Source organism: Streptomyces roseochromogenus subsp. oscitans DS 12.976 (assembly GCF_000497445.1).
Classification (GTDB): domain Bacteria; phylum Actinomycetota; class Actinomycetes; order Streptomycetales; family Streptomycetaceae; genus Streptomyces; species Streptomyces oscitans.
Genome location: NZ_CM002285.1, coordinates 1994695 through 2009389, shown reverse-complemented (window position 1 = coordinate 2009389; position 14695 = coordinate 1994695). Strand labels below are relative to the sequence as shown.

Genomic DNA, 14695 nt, shown 5'->3' with positions numbered 1-14695 from the left:
GTTGGGGGGGTTGTCGTGGCTGAAGTCGTCGTCATCGGAGCCGGGCTCTCCGGTGTGGCTGCCGTGATCGCACTGCGCCGGGCCGGGGTCGATGACATCGTGGTACTGGAGAAGTCCGGTCGTCTCGGGGGGACTTGGCGCGACAACACCTATCCCGGCTGCGGATGCGACGTGCCGTCCATGCTGTACGAGTACTCCTTCGCCCCCAACCCCTGGAGCCGGTGCTTCGCCGGCCGCTCCGAGATTCTCGACTACATCGAGACCACCGCGGCGACGCACGAGGTGGACCGGGTCATCCGCTACAACGCCGAGGTGCTGACCGCCCGTTGGGACCCGGCCGTGCACCGCTGGCACCTGGAGACCACCTCGGGCACGTACTCGGCCCGTGCCGTGATCGTCGCCACCGGCCCCTGGCATCGGCCCCGCCTCCCCGACCTCCCCGGCCTCGACGCCTTCACCGGCACCGCCTTCCACTCCGCCCGCTGGAACCATGACGCCGACCTGACCGGACGCCGTGTCGCCGTGGTGGGCACCGGAGCGTCCACGGTCCAGTTCCTGCCCGAGATCCAGCCGAAGGCGGCGCACGTGGACGTCTTCCAGAGCACACCGCAGTGGGTACTTCCGAAACCCGACTACCCTCTCTCTCCGGGCCTCCACCGCTTCCTCAGGAGCTACCCGGCAGCACGCCGTGCACTGCGCGGGATGCACCACTGGACCCAGGAAGCCATCGGCTTACCCCTGCGCCACCCCCGCCTGCTGCGGCCCCTGGAAGCCGCGGCCCGCCTCCACCTGCGCGCCTCCGTACCGGACCGCACCCTGCGTCACGCCCTCACTCCCGCCTATCGCTTCGGCGGCCGCCGCCTGATCACCTCCAGCACGTACTACCCCGCCCTCACCCGGCCCAACGTGCGGCTGCGGCCCACCCGCGTGACCGCCGTGGAGGGTTCCCACGTCATCGGCGCCGACGGCACCCGCACCCGCGCCGACGTCATCGTGCTCGCCACCGGATACCACATCGGCGACATCCCGCTCGCCGACCGCCTGTACGGCACCGACGGCACCACACTGGCCCGGACCTGGGCCGACAACCGGCGGGCCTACCTGGGCACCAGCGTCAGCGGATACCCCAACCTCTTCCTCCTCATCGGCCCGAACCTGCTCACCGGCACCACCGCCGTCCCCACCGTCGTCGAAGCCCAGCTCCGCTACATCACCTCCGCCCTCACCCGCCTGCGCAGCAGCGGGTGTGCCGCGCTGGACGTCAGGCCGGAGGCCGAGGAAGCCCACCAGCAGGCCCTGCACGGGGCGCTGCGCACCACCGTCTACAACACCGGCGGCGGAAGCGGCTACTACTTCGGTGTCCCGGGCGTCAACACCTTCTGCTGGCCCTGGTCGACCGGCAGCCTCGTCAAGCGTCTGCACGCCTTCGCCCCGGACGCCTACACCTGGACGCCACCGGCCTCCGCGCTGCCGCATCCACGAACGGTGAACGGCCGGCGCCTGGTCTGAGCACGGCGGCCACGGCACAGTTTCACCGAGGTGAGATGTTCTCCGGCGGCGAGGGTGAGGGAGGCGGCCGTACCGGCCGTACCGCCGTCTTCGCCGGGACCGTGGTGGACCGGGTGGACCGGTGGCGGCTCCCCCCCCGTGCCGCGGGTCAACTGGTCTCCGGGGCGGGAGCGGTGGAGAACACGAAGGAGAACTCCGCCGGTTCGGCCCGCAGATGGTACTGGGGCAGCGGGCCCGGACCGCAGGACTGGGAGCCGATGCCGTGCTGGCCGTGGTCGAGGTTGACCCACACCGTGTCACCAGAGGTGAGGTCGGTCAGGTGCGTCGCGGCGTCCAGTTGCTCGGTGGTCCAGCGGCGGGCGGTCAGAGAGAACGCCGGGTCGCCCTCGATGCGCAGTCCGCCCAGCTCCGCCCAGCGGACGTCGATCCGGGCGCCGTTCTCCTGGGGGCGGACGTAGGGCGTCTGCAGATCGTCTACAGTCGACTGCCAACGGCCCACCGCCGACGCCATTCTGGTGTCCGGATAGGCCTCGCCGGGACCGCCGCCGTACCAGCGCACACCGTCGGCCGTCGACAGTCCGAAGCGGATGCCGAGCCGGGGCAGCGGAACCGTCCAGTCGCCTTCCGGGACGGTGGACACGGTCAGTCGCAAACGGTTTCCGTCCGAGGTCCAGCGATACACGGTCGACAGCCCGAGCTCCCGGGCGGCCGGCGCCACGCGCATCCGGACCGTCAGCGCGTGCTCGCCGCTCTCCACTGCGTCCAGCCGGTGCCGCATCCGGTGCAGGCCGAGCCCCCGCCACAGCAGTCCGTAGCGCAGGTCGGGCTGCCAGGGGGCGCCGTCGTCGTTGTCGGTCGTCGCCCGCCACACGTCCAGGCGCAGCCCGGAGACGGGCACATCGCCCACGGCCGTCAGGGCGCCGGTGCGGGCGTCGAAGGTGCCGGGGCCGAGGGTGATCACCCCGTTGTCGCCGACGGCGGGGCGGGCGGTCGCCGTGACCGTCGGTACCCGGCGTTCCGACACCGGGATCTGACCCCAGGCGACGACATGGTCCTTCGGCGCCCAGGGGGTGTCGGCCGCGAGTGCCGCCCGGACCGTCCAGTGGGCCTCGCCGGCCGGCGCCCCGGCCGGCGGCGCGGGCAGCTTGACGTCGGCGGACTCGCCGGGCGCCAGCCCCGGCACCGCCAGGGTGCCGGACTCCACCGGCTCCCCGTCGACCTCGTACGACCACGAGAAGGCCAGCGCCGACAGGTCGGCGAAGTCTTGTTTGTTGGTGATCCGGACCGTGGCTTCGCCGAAGGCGCCTGTGATGCCGACCGGTTCGATCACCTTCTTGTACTCCACGAAGCCGGGGGAGGGCCGCCGGTCCGGGAAGAGCAGGCCGTCACAGACGAAGTTGCCGTCGTGCAGCTCCTCGCCGAAGTCGCCGCCGTAGGCGAAGCCCAGCTCCGGGTAGGCGATGCCGTGGTCGATCCACTCCCAGACGAAACCGCCCTGCAGCCGGTCGTACGACTCGAACAGCCGCTGGTAGTCGGCGAGTCCGCCGGGGCCGTTGCCCATGGCGTGCGCGAACTCGCAGAGGATAAAGGGAAGTTGGCGGCGCTTGAGGGTCCCGCCGTCCAGACCGCGGCCGATCCGCTCGACCTCGGCGTGATCGGCGTACATCCGCGAGTAGATGTCGGTGTCACGGCAGGTGGGGTCGCCCTCGTAGTGGACGGGACGGGAGGAGTCCCGGTCCTTGATCCACTCGGCCATCGCGGTCAGGCCCCGGCCGGTGCCGGCCTCGTTGCCGAGGGACCAGATGACGACCGACGGATGGTTCTTGTCCCGTTCGACCATGCGGGACGCCCGGTCCAGCAGGGCCGGGGTCCACCGGTCGTCGTCGACGGGGTTGTCCCGCCAGCCCTGCTCGGTGAAGCCGTGCGTCTCCAGATCGCACTCGTCGATCACCCACAGGCCGTACGCGTCGCACAGGTCGAGGAAGGCCGGATGCGGCGGGTAGTGGGAGGTGCGGACGGCGTTGACGTTGTGCCGTTTCATCAGCAGCACGTCCTCGCGCATGGTCTCCAGATCGAGGGCACGGCCCCGCTCCGGATGCCATTCGTGCCGGTTGACGCCCTTGAACAGCACCGGCCTGCCGTTGACCTTGATCAGGCCGTCCGAGAGATCGACGGTGCGGAAACCGATGCGCAGCGGCACCCGCTCGCCCCCGGTGGCCAGCGTGCCCTCGTACAGCCTCGGGGTTTCCGCCGACCATGCCTCGACCGGCATGGTCACGCTCTCGCCGGTCGCGATGTCGATGCCCAGCTCGGACACCGTGACCCGGCCGTCGACGTCGGAGTCGACGCGCAGGGTGCCGGTGCCGGCCAGGTGGTCGTACGAGGCGTGCACGAAGAAGTCGAGGGCGGCGCCTGCCGGGCGGTGCAGCAGGGTGACGTCACGGAAGATGCCCGGCAGCCACCACTGGTCCTGGTCCTCCAGGTAGGAACCGGCCGACCACTGGTGGACGCGGACCGCCAGTACATTGCCCGCGGCCTTCAGCAGATGGCCGACCGCGAACTCGTGCGGCAGCCGGGAGCCCTTGAACTCGCCGAGGTCCGTACCGTTCAGCCACACCCGGGCACAGGACTCCACCCCGTCGAAGCGCAGCACCGCACCGCCCTCGGCGAGGTCCGGCCAGTGGGCCGGCAGGTCGAAGACGCGCAGATGGTCGCCGGTCGGGTTCTCGGTCGGCACCCGCGGCGGGTCGACCGGGAACGGGTAGAGGTGGTTGGTGTAGATCGGGGAGCCGTGTCCCTGGAGGACCCAGTGGCCGGGGACCGCGATCTGAGCCCAGTCACCGGCGTCGTACCCCTCCGCGGCGAAGGAGTCGTCCTCGGCGTCGGCCGTCGAAGACAGCCTGAAACGCCAGTTGCCGTTCAAGGAAAGGGACTTGGCGTCCGAGGACGCGTACCAGGCGCGCGGCGGCAGCGCCCCGGAGCCCGGCGAGACGTCCTGGACGTAATCGGTGTGGGTGTGGGTGTGGAAGGACATCGGTCTCCTAGCTCAGCCCTTGATTCCGGTCTGCGTGATCCCCTGCACCAGCCAGCGCTGGAGGAAGAGGAACACGAACAGCAGCGGCAGCGTTACGACGACCCGCCAGTACGCCCCCAGTGGCCGAGCCCGTCCACGCGCGCCGCCTCCTCCAGCTCCTCGGGGAACCCGAGGAAGTGGCCGGCGGCCCTCAGGGAGCCGGTCAGCGCCGAAGTGCCGTCGCTCTTCTCGTCGAAGACATACGTCGTGATCGAACGGGCGGCCAGCGTGGCGTGCACGGTCCCGTCGCTGACGGCCGGTTTCGCGACCCTCGCCCAGTTCTCGTCCGCCGAGGTCCGCACCGCCTGCGTGGCCCGCACCGGCGCCTTGCCGGCGAAGTGCAGGTTCAGCGCGGTGTCGGTGGTGTTGTGGTTGTTGACCACGACCACCCACTGGCTGTTCCGCTCGTACGACGACACCTCCACGCCGTCCGGAGCCCCGGTCACGTTGTGCGCGACCGCGCCCGGCCGGACGAACCTGCTGTACTGGCCCAGCGCGTAGTACCGCTTGGTGAAGTACAGCTTCTGGTCGCCGTTCGTCGCGTAGTCGGGGTCGTAGTAGATCAGGCCGTCGTTCCAGCCCTGGTCGTTCCGGGTGCTCGGGTCGCTGCCGTAGCCGCTGGCGAGCGCCACCCACCACTGGAAGGCCGAGTCGTGCGCGGTCGCGAAGTCCTTGTAGATGATCCGCGACATCAGCAGGGCGTTGTCGATGGTCGGGTCGTACTCCTGGTTCCAGCCCGTGCCGCCCTTGCCGAAGCAGCAGATCTCGGTGGCCCAGGGCGTCCTGCCCACCGACCTCGACGTCTCGTAGACGTTTCCGAGCTGGCCGTCGTCCGGGTTGTCGTACGTGTGGTGGGCCAGCTTGGCGACGTACTGCGCGGTGCCCGGCTGCGCCATCCACTGCGGGACCTCGCTGGTGAACTGCGTGGTCTTGCTGGACTCGTCCGCGATGATGCCCGTCTTCTGGTGCCGGGCCCGCTGCTCGGCGCCCAGTGCGCGCACGATGTCGTCACGCTGGTCGACCGGCACCGGCATGCCCTCCTGCCCGCAGTCGGCGAAGCTGTTGTCCGGTTCGTTGAAGGGGCTGATGTAGTCGAGCCGTACGCCCTGCCGCGCGAAGTGATCGGTCACGTCGGCTATGTACTTCGCGAAGTCGTTCTCGTTCTCCGCCTTCAACCGGCCGCCGCAGCTCTTGCCGTTGGTGGTCCACTGGGCGGGCGCGCTGTTGACGAAGCCGATGAGGTCCTTCACGCCGTACCGCGCGGCGTACTTCAGGAACGTCTGACCGCCGTTGTCCTTGCTCCAGTCGTACGAGCCGCCGGACTTGAGGAAGTCCTCGGCTGCGCGGGCCGGGGTGGTGACGGCGACTCCACCGCCGCCGATGTTGTAGCGGTACGAGCTGAGGCCCAACCCCTGTGGGGAGAAGAGCAGTCGGGCGACCCGGGCCTGGACCTTCGGGTCGAAGTGCTGGAGGTCGTTGACCCACCAGGCGCCGGACGCGCCGATGTTGTCGATGGTCTGGGCGGCATGGGGAGAGACCTCGGCGGCGGCCGGGGCGGCGTCGGCACTCGCGGGCGGGGAGGTGAGGAGGGCTCCGGTGACGGCCAGTGCGGCGGAGGCTGTCAGCAGCAGGGATCTCTTACGGGGGTGAGACACGTGCATCCCTTCCGTCGTCATGAAGGCGGTGCGGTACGGCTCCTTGCGTTGCTGCGCTGTGCTGACCTCTGCCCGGCGGACTGCAGCGCCCCTTCCAGCGCGAACGTGGCCGCGCCAAGGGACACCGGGTCGGTGGGGATCGGGGAGAGGACGATCTCGGTGGCGGCCAGCGGGCGGTGCAGCGCGTGCCGGGCGACGGCCTGGCGGACCTCGCCGAGCAGCGGCTCGCCCAGCCGGGCGGCGACCCAGCTGCTGAGCACGACCACTTCGGGGTTGAGCAGGTTGATCAGATCGGAGATGCCGGCGCCCAGGTACCGTGCGGTGTCCTGGACCACCTTGACCGCCACCGGGTCGCCCGCGGCGACCGCGCGGGCCAGCGCGTCCACGGTGGCCGTCTGGTCCTCGGGGTGCAACAAGGGGGAGTGCGGGCTCAGTTCGCGCAGATTCTGCATGATGCCGGGCGCGCCGACGTACGTCTCGACACAGCCGTGGTTGCCACAGTGGCACAGCCGCCCGTCCAGCACGAGCGTGGTGTGGCCCCACTCGCCGGCGCTGTTGCTCACGCCCCGGTGCAGCCCGCCGCCGAGGGCGAGTCCGGCACCGACCCCCGTGCCCAGATTGACCACGACCGCGTCCCCACGGCCCCGCGCGGCCCCGAACCACAGCTCGGCCACCGTGCACGCGCGCAGAGGATTGTCCAAGTGCAAGGGATACGCGATGTGTTCGGTGAGCAGATCGAGCAACGGTACGTCGTGCCAGTCCCAGTTGGGCGCGTACTCGGCGACGCCGGTGTCCCGGTCCACCTGGCCCGGCACGCTCACCCCGACGCCGAGCACCCGGGCCTCCTCGATGCCGGCCTGCGTCACCACCGAGCAGACGGCGGCGGCGACATGGCCGACCACCTGCTCCGGGCGGCTCTCGCCGGGCCGCATGTCCTCGTCGGCGCGGGCCAGCACATTCAACGCCAGGTCGAACAGCTCGGCGTGGACATAGGTCTCCGCGATGTCCACGCCGATCAACGCGCCCCCCGACGCGTTGACGGCCACCAGGCCCCGGGGTCGGCCGCCGGCCGAGTCCTCGAAACCCACCTCGGTGATCATGCGGAGTTCCAGCAGCTCGCCGACCAGCGTGGCGACCGTGGCCAGGCTCAGTCCGGTGGCGGCGGCCAGCTCCTGTCGGGAGGTGGGAGACTCGGCGATGATCTGGCGCAGCACCTCGTAGCGGTTCGCGGTGCGGATGTCACGTGATGTGCGCTTCACGCGGCTGCCCCTCCGTTCCCATCCCCGTCCCATCCCCTCCAGGCCAGGCCGGGGCTACGACGGCACCGGCGCGGGCGCCAGGCTATGGGCTGGGAGCCGCTTTCGACAAGGGGTTAGGAAATGGGCTGGAAAAAGTCCCCTGGTGTCGGAGGACGGCTGAGGACGGCTACTGGGCCGACGCCAGGTGTCAGCCGTCCAGGAGATCCCTCACGAAGGCGTTGGCGAACTTCCCCGCCGGATCCAGGGAGTGAGCCAGGGTCCGGAAGTCGGCGAGGCGTGTATACCGTCCACGGACGACCGCCGACGGGATCTCGTACACCTTCCCCCAGTGCGGCCGCGGATCGAACGGAGCCAGCGCCTCCTCCAGCCGGCGCACCACCGGCAGGACGGCCGCCTCGTCCGGTACCCAGGTGAAGTGCAGCGCCACCGAGTCCCGTCCGTGGGCCGGGCTGAGCCACTGCGGGTCGGCGGCGACCGTACGCACCTCGCAGGTCTGCAGTACACCGGCGACCGCCGGCCGTATGCCGTCGATCGCGTACAGCGCATCGACGGCATACGGCCGCGGCAGCAGATACTCCGACTGGATCTCCTCTCCGCTGCTCGGTGTGAACTCCGCCCGGAAATGCGGCAGTCGCTCGTGCCACGGTCCCGGTACCCCCAACTGCTCGGTGCAGTGGGTCGCGGGCATTCCCGGCACCGGGTGCACCGGCACCCGAGCGGGCGCCGCCCACGGGAAGCGCACCGCCGGCTGGTCGGTGCGCCGCTTGACCCACACATGCCTGAAGCCCGGCTCCCGCCAGTCGGTGAACAGGCTCACGCTGTACCCGGCGGCCGACACGGCGCTGAAGTCCAGCCCTTCCAGCGGGAGTTCGGTGAAGACGTGCTGCTCCACCTCGTACGCCGGCTCCAGGCCGAGCGTGAGCGCGGTGACGACGCCGAGCGCGCCCAGCGAGGTCACGGCGCCGTCGAACCGCGCGTCGTCCCGGCCGATCGTGACCGTCGAGCCGTCCGCGACGATCAGCTCCACCTCCCGGACGGCCGAGGCAAGCGGCCCGTTGCCCACGCCCGAGCCGTGCGTGCCGGTCGCCACCGAACCGGCAACCGAGATGTGCGGCAGAGACGCCATGTTGGGCAGGGCCAGCCCGTGCGCGTGGACCGCCCGGGCCAGTTCGGCGTAGCGCACCCCGCCCGACACCCGGACCGTGCGCGCGGCCGTGTCGACCTCGATCACCGGCGGCAGCCCGGCGGTGGACAGCAGCACACCGTCCGGGCCCGGGTCCGCGATCCGGTTGAAGGAGTGCCCGCTGCCCAGCACCCGCACCCGTGCACTGCCCGCCACCAGCGCCGCGAGCGCGTCGAGCGTGCCCGGGCGGTGGAACGCGCGCGCCGTGTACGTGATGGTGCGCGCCCAGTTGGTGACTGCCCCGGCGGTCTCGGCCGTCCCTGTCACGTTGCGTCCCTCCCGGAGAGTGCCTGTGTGCCGACCCTCTCACCCGGCACGACCCAAGGGAGAGGTCTGCTGCGGATTTCGTTGTAATGCTCGGCTTGAACGACGTATACGAAATCTCGATGGCCATGAGAATGCGATATCGGTACCTTCCCTGGTATGACCCAGGAACCGCTTCCCGCCCGTCTGCCCGTCACCGACCGCACCCGTCACCGCCGGCTGCGCGAGCAGGGCAGCCTGGAGCGGGCGGAGCTGGAGGCGATCCTCGACGCCGCCTTCGTCTGTCATCTCGGCGTGCTGGTCGACGGGCGGCCGGTCGTCGTGCCGACGGTGTACGGGCGGGACGAGCGGTGGCTGTATCTGCACGGGTCCGTGGCCAGCCGCAGCCTCGCCGGTGACACCCCGGTGTGCGTGACCGTGACCCACGTGGACGGGCTCGTGCTCGCCCGGTCCGTCTTCGAGCACGGCGTCAACTACCGCAGCGCCATGATCCACGGCACGGCCCGCAAGGTCACCGACCCCGAGGAGAAGCTGACGGGCCTGCGCCTGCTGACCGAGCACTCCGCGCCCGGCCAGTGGTCGTACGCCCGCCGCCCCAGCCGCAAGGAACTGGCCGCCACCACTCTCCTCGCCCTCTCCCTCCAGGAGGCCTCCGTCAAGATCCGCACCGGCGCCCCGGACGACGGCGACGGCCCCGACGCGGCCCTCGGCCTGTGGGCCGGGGTCCTGCCGCTGACCACGGTCTGGGGCACCCCGGAGCCCGACCCGGCGCTGCCGGCCGGGACGGCCGTACCAGAACACATCGCGCGCCGTGCGGGGACCCGGCACGGCTGAGCCGCAGACGGGGGCATACGGTGTGAGACGTACGCCTGAGCCGGGAGGAGACAGACGGATGGGCAGTCGTACCGCGCTGGTCGAGGATCTGATGGAGCGCTTCCCGCATGTGCCACGGGAAGCCGTCTTCAAGGAGGACCTGCTCCGCGGCGGCGTCGCCTTCGACCCGTCCGCCCTCAGCGACAACGAGAGCGGCGAGGTCAAGCCGAAGTCGTACTTCATCTTCTCCTTCGACCACGGCACCCTGCCCGAGCTGGGCGAGGCCGCGCTGCGGCGGCCCCCGGAGGAGATCATCCTCACCGGTGGCCCGTACGAGCTGCGCCGCACCGTCGTCTCCGTACGGGTGAACCCGGCCTCGCCGTACCGGGTGGCCGCCGACGACGAAGGGCTGCTCGGCCTCTACCTCGACGGAAAGCGCATCGCCGACGTCGGGGTGCCGCCCATGCCGGAGTACTACCGGCACACCCTCTCCAACGGGAAGTCCGTGATGGAGGTGGCCCCGACCATCCAGTGGGGCTACCTGATCTACCTCACCGTCTTCCGGGTCTGCCAGTACTTCGGCGCCAAGGAGGAGTGCCAGTACTGCGACATCAACCACAACTGGCGCCAGCACAAGGCGGCCGGGCGGCCGTACACCGGCGTCAAGGACGTCGAGGAGGTGCTGGAGGCCCTGGAGATCATCGACCGGTACGACACCCAGAAGGCCTCCACCGCGTACACGCTGACCGGTGGCGCGATCACCAAGACGGTCGCCGGGCGTGACGAGGCCGACTTCTACGGCCACTACGCCAAGGCGATCGAGGAGCGCTTCCCGGGGCGGTGGATCGGCAAGGTCGTGGCCCAGGCGCTGCCGCGTGACGACGTGCAGCGGTTCAAGGACTACGGTGTGCAGATCTACCACCCCAACTTCGAGGTGTGGGACCGGCGGCTGTTCGAGCTGTACTGCCCCGGCAAGGAGCGGTACGTCGGCCGGGACGAGTGGCACAAGCGGATCCTGGACTCCGCCGAGGTGTTCGGCGCGCGCAATGTGATCCCCAACTTCGTGGCGGGCGTGGAGATGGCCGAGCCGTTCGGGTTCACGACGGTGGACGAGGCGATCGAGTCGACCACCGAGGGGCTGCGCTTCTTCATGTCGCACGGCATCACCCCGCGCTTCACCACCTGGTGCCCGGAGCCCACCACGCCGCTCGGCAAGGCCAACCCGCAGGGCGCGCCGCTGGAGTACCACATCCGGCTGCTCCAGGCCTATCGCCGGACGATGGACGACTTCGGGCTCTCCTCGCCTCCCGGTTACGGACCGCCCGGCCCTGGCCGGGCGGTCTTCTCCGTCAGCTCTTTCATGGACAGTCTGCCCGCGGACGAACCCACGGAGGCGCCGGCCCAGGTGTGATCCCGCGCACCGGTCCGGCGGGACGGTGAGCGAGGCGGCGCCCGCATCCGTACAGGAGGCCGGAGTTACGGGCTCGTCGCGTCACGCATCCGCGTCACCACCAACGGTAACCGGATGTGAACAGGGCGCTTGTCAGTTGTGTCGAGGGCGTGAAAGGCTCTGTGCACTGCCGCGAGGTTCCGGTAACTCCCTTCCCTTAGTGGGGAGTTGACCTCGCTCGTGGATGCAGGAGTCCCATGCCCGACCTGCCGACCCCCCAGGACGCCACCGAGGCCGCGCTGTTCTCGGAGGGCTGGGACGCGGTGCTCAGCTACGCGGACCTGTGCACCTCCGGGTCCCTGAGGGCCCATCAGCTGGCCACCGAGGCCTTCACGCTCGGCATGCGCGAGGTCCGCGCCGCCGCGCGCACCCATGTGCGCGGCGCGGGCCGCCGTACCGCGCGGCTGCCCACCATCCCGGCGCTGCTCACCGCCGTACGCGACACCGCCGCCGTCTGGGAGGCGGACGGGCAGGGGCACAAGCTCGACCCCGACCTCAGGCTGTGGCTCAACTCCGGCAGCGCCGCCCGCTATACGGGCCGGCCGCTGGAGCGCCCGGTCGCGCTGCGCGCCCTGAGGGACATGCAGGAGGCCGACGCCGCGCTGCTGTGGCTGGCCGAGGTGGAGGCGCTGCCGCTGCCCGCCGTCGCCCGCCGGCTCGGCCTGGACCCGGCCACCGTCGCCGACGAACTCGACCAGGTCCGCACCCTGTTCCGGGACCGCTGCCACCGTGCTCACCTCGACAGCCCGCTGGACGCGCGGTGCCGCTCCTACGCCCGGCTGCTGGACGCGGTCACCCGCTCGCCGGCCACCGACACCCCCGACGACCTCTCCCGGCACCTCGCGACCTGTGTGCGGTGTGCCGAGGCCGCCGCCTGTCTGCGCCTGCACGGCGGCGGGCTGCCCGCCGCACTGGCCGGCGGGGTGATCGGCTGGGGCGGCCTCGCCTACTTGGAGCGCCGCCGCCGCGCCGCCGAGGTCCGCCTCGGCGCGGGCCGTCCCAACGGCGCCGCACCCGGCCCCGGCCCGGACCCAGGTGATCCGGAGGAGGGCACCGGCCGCAGCCGTGTCCTGCGCGGCGGCCTGCTCGCCGCGGCCGTACTGCTGTCGGCGCTGGCGCTGGGCGTGTCGATGATGCCGTTCGGCGGCTCCGGCGACGACGCCGCGGCCGCCCGCGACGACACCGCCACCGCCCACGACGACGGCCGGCCGGTCGCCGACCCCAGCATCCCCGCGGCCCGGAAGCCCGCCTCGCCGACGGCACCCGCCACCACCCCCTCGGCGGCGCGTACGACGGCCGGCTCCGACCGCCGGAAGACCGACCCCGAACCACAGGGCACCTCCTCGGCCACGCCCGAGCCCGGCCCTGGCAGCAGCAGCGCCGCTCCCGCCGCGACCTGCCGCGCGGCCTACCACCTCGTCAACCAATGGCCCAACGGCTTCCAGGCCACTGTCACCGTCACCACCGACCGGCCCCTCACCGGCTGGAACGTGTCCTGGGCCTTCCGCGACGGCCAGCAGGTCGGCCAGATGTGGGACGCCACCGCCCAGCAGAACGGCCCCCACGTCACCGCCACCGCCGCCGGCTACAACAAGACCGTCGCCGCACACGGCACCCTGTCCTTCGGCTTCCTCGCCACCTGGCAGGACAAGAACCGGGCCCCGGACTCCTTCACCCTCAACGGGGCGTCCTGCGCGGCCGGTTGAGCCGTACTGCGGAAATCGCGTCGCGCAGAAAATGCTTTGACGCACGGCCCCGCCGGAGGGCTACAGTTGCCGGGCACGCCGAGGTGGTGTGCGCGGACACGAGTGGGACGAGGAGGTGTCGACCGATGGCTGTCACTGCGCTGGGCGCTGCCCTCATCCAGGAACTCCTCAAGTCCACCTCCGTGGCCACCGGCTGAACCCACCGCGCCGTACGCGCCTGCCCGGGGCCACCCTTGTGAAGGGTCTCCCTTGACTTCCACCTCTGCTGTGTTCTCCGCGCTGGCTCCCTACGGCTGGGACGAGGACTGGGCCGACGCATTCACCTCCTACGCCGCCGACGGTCTGCTTCCCGGCCGGGTGGTCCGGGTCGACCGGGGCCGGTGCGACGTCGTCACCCCAGCCGGAACTGTCCGTGCAGACACCGAGTTCGTCGTGCCCCGTGACCCGATGAAGGTCGTGTGCACAGGGGACTGGGTCGCCGTCGACCCCGACGGTGATCCGCAGTACGTCCGCGCGTATCTGCCGCGCCGCACCGCCTTCGTGCGGTCCACCTCCTCCAAGCGGTCGGACGGGCAGATCCTCGCCGCCAACGTCGACCACGCCGTCGTCGCCGTGTCGCTCGCCGTCGACCTCGACCTCGGCCGCATCGAACGCTTCCTCGCCCTGGCCTGGGAGTCCGGAGCCCAGCCCGTCGTCGTCCTCACCAAGGCCGACCTCGTGCCGGACCCGGTCACCCTCGCCCATCTGGTCCAGGACGTGGAGACGAGCGCGCCCGGCGTGCCCGTGCTCACCGTCAGCGCCCTGCACGGCGAAGGTCTCGACGTCCTCGTCGCGCTCGTCGGCTCCGGTACGTCCGTGCTGCTCGGCCAGTCCGGCGCGGGCAAGTCCACGCTGGCCAACGCGCTCGCCGGCGCGGAGATCATGGACGTACAGGCCGCGCGGGACGTCGACGGCAAGGGGCGGCACACCACGACGACACGGAATCTGCTCGCCCTTCCCTCGGGCGGGGTCCTCATCGACACGCCCGGGCTGCGGGGTGTCGGGCTGTACGACGCCGAGAGCGGGGTCGGTCAGGTGTTCTCCGAGATCGAGGAGCTGGCCGAGCGGTGCCGTTTCCATGACTGCGCGCACGAGAGCGAGCCGGACTGTGCGGTGCGCTCCGCCGTGGAGAGCGGGGAGCTTGCGGAGCGGCGGCTGGAGAGCTACCGGAAGCTGGTACGGGAGAACCAGTGGATCGTGGCCAAGACCGATGCGCGGGTCCGTGCAGAACTTCGGCGGGACTGGAAGCGGAAGGGCGCCGCCGGGAGGGCCGCGATGGAGTTCAAGCGAGGGCGTCTGCCGTAGGAACGCAGGCTCAGTAGGAGCGCAGGTCAGCTCCACGTCCGATTTCCGCTAGCCAGGGGCTTCGGCAGGGACCCACACTGGAACACGTGATGGACGAAGACACCAGGTACGAGGCGGTGCGGAGTCGGGACGGGCGGTTTGACGGGGTGTTCTTCTTCGCCGTCGAGACGACCGGGATCTACTGCCGGCCGAGCTGCCCGGCCATGACGCCGAAGCGGCACAACGTGCGGTTCTTCACGGCGGCCGCCGCCGCGCAGGGCTCCGGGTTCCGGGCCTGCCGGCGGTGCCGGCCGGACGCCGTGCCGGGGTCGGCGGAGTGGAACGTGCGGGCGGACGCCGTCGGGCGGGCCATGCGGCTGATCGCCGACGGCGTCGTGGACCGCGAGGGCGTCGCCGGGCTCGCCGCGCGGCTCGGCTACAGCGCCCGGCAGGTCCAGCG

The 14695-nt window shown here is 71.2% G+C and carries 10 protein-coding genes; 6 read left to right on the top strand and 4 right to left on the bottom strand.

The window, feature by feature from the left end; all coding sequences use genetic code 11:
* Window positions 1-15 precede the first annotated feature (15 nt).
* Window positions 16-1509 carry a flavin-containing monooxygenase gene (locus tag M878_RS58700; protein WP_023545838.1) on the top strand — a complete coding sequence of 498 codons (1494 nt, stop codon included), beginning with the start codon at window positions 16-18 and terminating at the stop codon, window positions 1507-1509.
* Between the two features lie 148 nt (window positions 1510-1657).
* On the opposite strand, the gene M878_RS58695 is transcribed toward M878_RS58700, so the two are convergent.
* The 4 genes from M878_RS58695 to M878_RS58680 all read right to left on the bottom strand — a co-directional run bounded on the left by M878_RS58695 (window position 1658) and on the right by M878_RS58680 (window position 8946).
* Window positions 1658-4543 (bottom strand): glycoside hydrolase family 2 TIM barrel-domain containing protein, encoded by a 2886-nt coding sequence (locus M878_RS58695; protein WP_023545837.1) that lies wholly within the window; start codon window positions 4541-4543, stop codon window positions 1658-1660.
* A gap of 92 nt (window positions 4544-4635) precedes the next feature.
* Window positions 4636-6243, bottom strand: a complete 1608-nt coding sequence (locus M878_RS58690; protein WP_023545836.1) for a glycoside hydrolase family 30 protein — start codon at window positions 6241-6243, stop codon at window positions 4636-4638.
* 11 nt (window positions 6244-6254) lie between these two features.
* Window positions 6255-7496 (bottom strand): ROK family transcriptional regulator, encoded by a 1242-nt coding sequence (locus M878_RS58685; protein ID WP_023545835.1) that lies wholly within the window; start codon window positions 7494-7496, stop codon window positions 6255-6257.
* Window positions 7497-7683: 187 nt separating this feature from the next.
* On the bottom strand, window positions 7684-8946 hold the full coding sequence (locus M878_RS58680) for an FAD-binding protein (protein WP_023545834.1): 1263 nt from the start codon (window positions 8944-8946) through the stop codon (window positions 7684-7686).
* A 156-nt stretch (window positions 8947-9102) separates the two neighbouring features.
* On the opposite strand from M878_RS58680, the gene M878_RS58675 reads away from it, so the two are divergent.
* From M878_RS58675 to M878_RS47395, 5 genes are all read left to right on the top strand, one after another.
* Complete coding sequence (locus tag M878_RS58675; RefSeq protein WP_023545833.1) at window positions 9103-9777, top strand: pyridoxamine 5'-phosphate oxidase family protein; 675 nt, start codon at window positions 9103-9105, stop codon at window positions 9775-9777.
* A gap of 58 nt (window positions 9778-9835) precedes the next feature.
* On the top strand, window positions 9836-11167 hold the full coding sequence (locus M878_RS58670; RefSeq protein WP_023545832.1) for a radical SAM protein: 1332 nt from the start codon (window positions 9836-9838) through the stop codon (window positions 11165-11167).
* A 236-nt stretch (window positions 11168-11403) separates the two neighbouring features.
* Window positions 11404-12912 (top strand): cellulose-binding domain-containing protein, encoded by a 1509-nt coding sequence (locus M878_RS58665; protein ID WP_023545831.1) that lies wholly within the window; start codon window positions 11404-11406, stop codon window positions 12910-12912.
* A gap of 249 nt (window positions 12913-13161) precedes the next feature.
* Window positions 13162-14256 (top strand): ribosome small subunit-dependent GTPase A, encoded by a 1095-nt coding sequence (gene rsgA / locus M878_RS58660; RefSeq protein ID WP_031224564.1) that lies wholly within the window; start codon window positions 13162-13164, stop codon window positions 14254-14256.
* Window positions 14257-14345: 89 nt separating this feature from the next.
* Window positions 14346-14695: Ada metal-binding domain-containing protein (locus M878_RS47395; RefSeq protein WP_037730092.1), on the top strand; the 350-nt coding region annotated here is incomplete at its 3' end.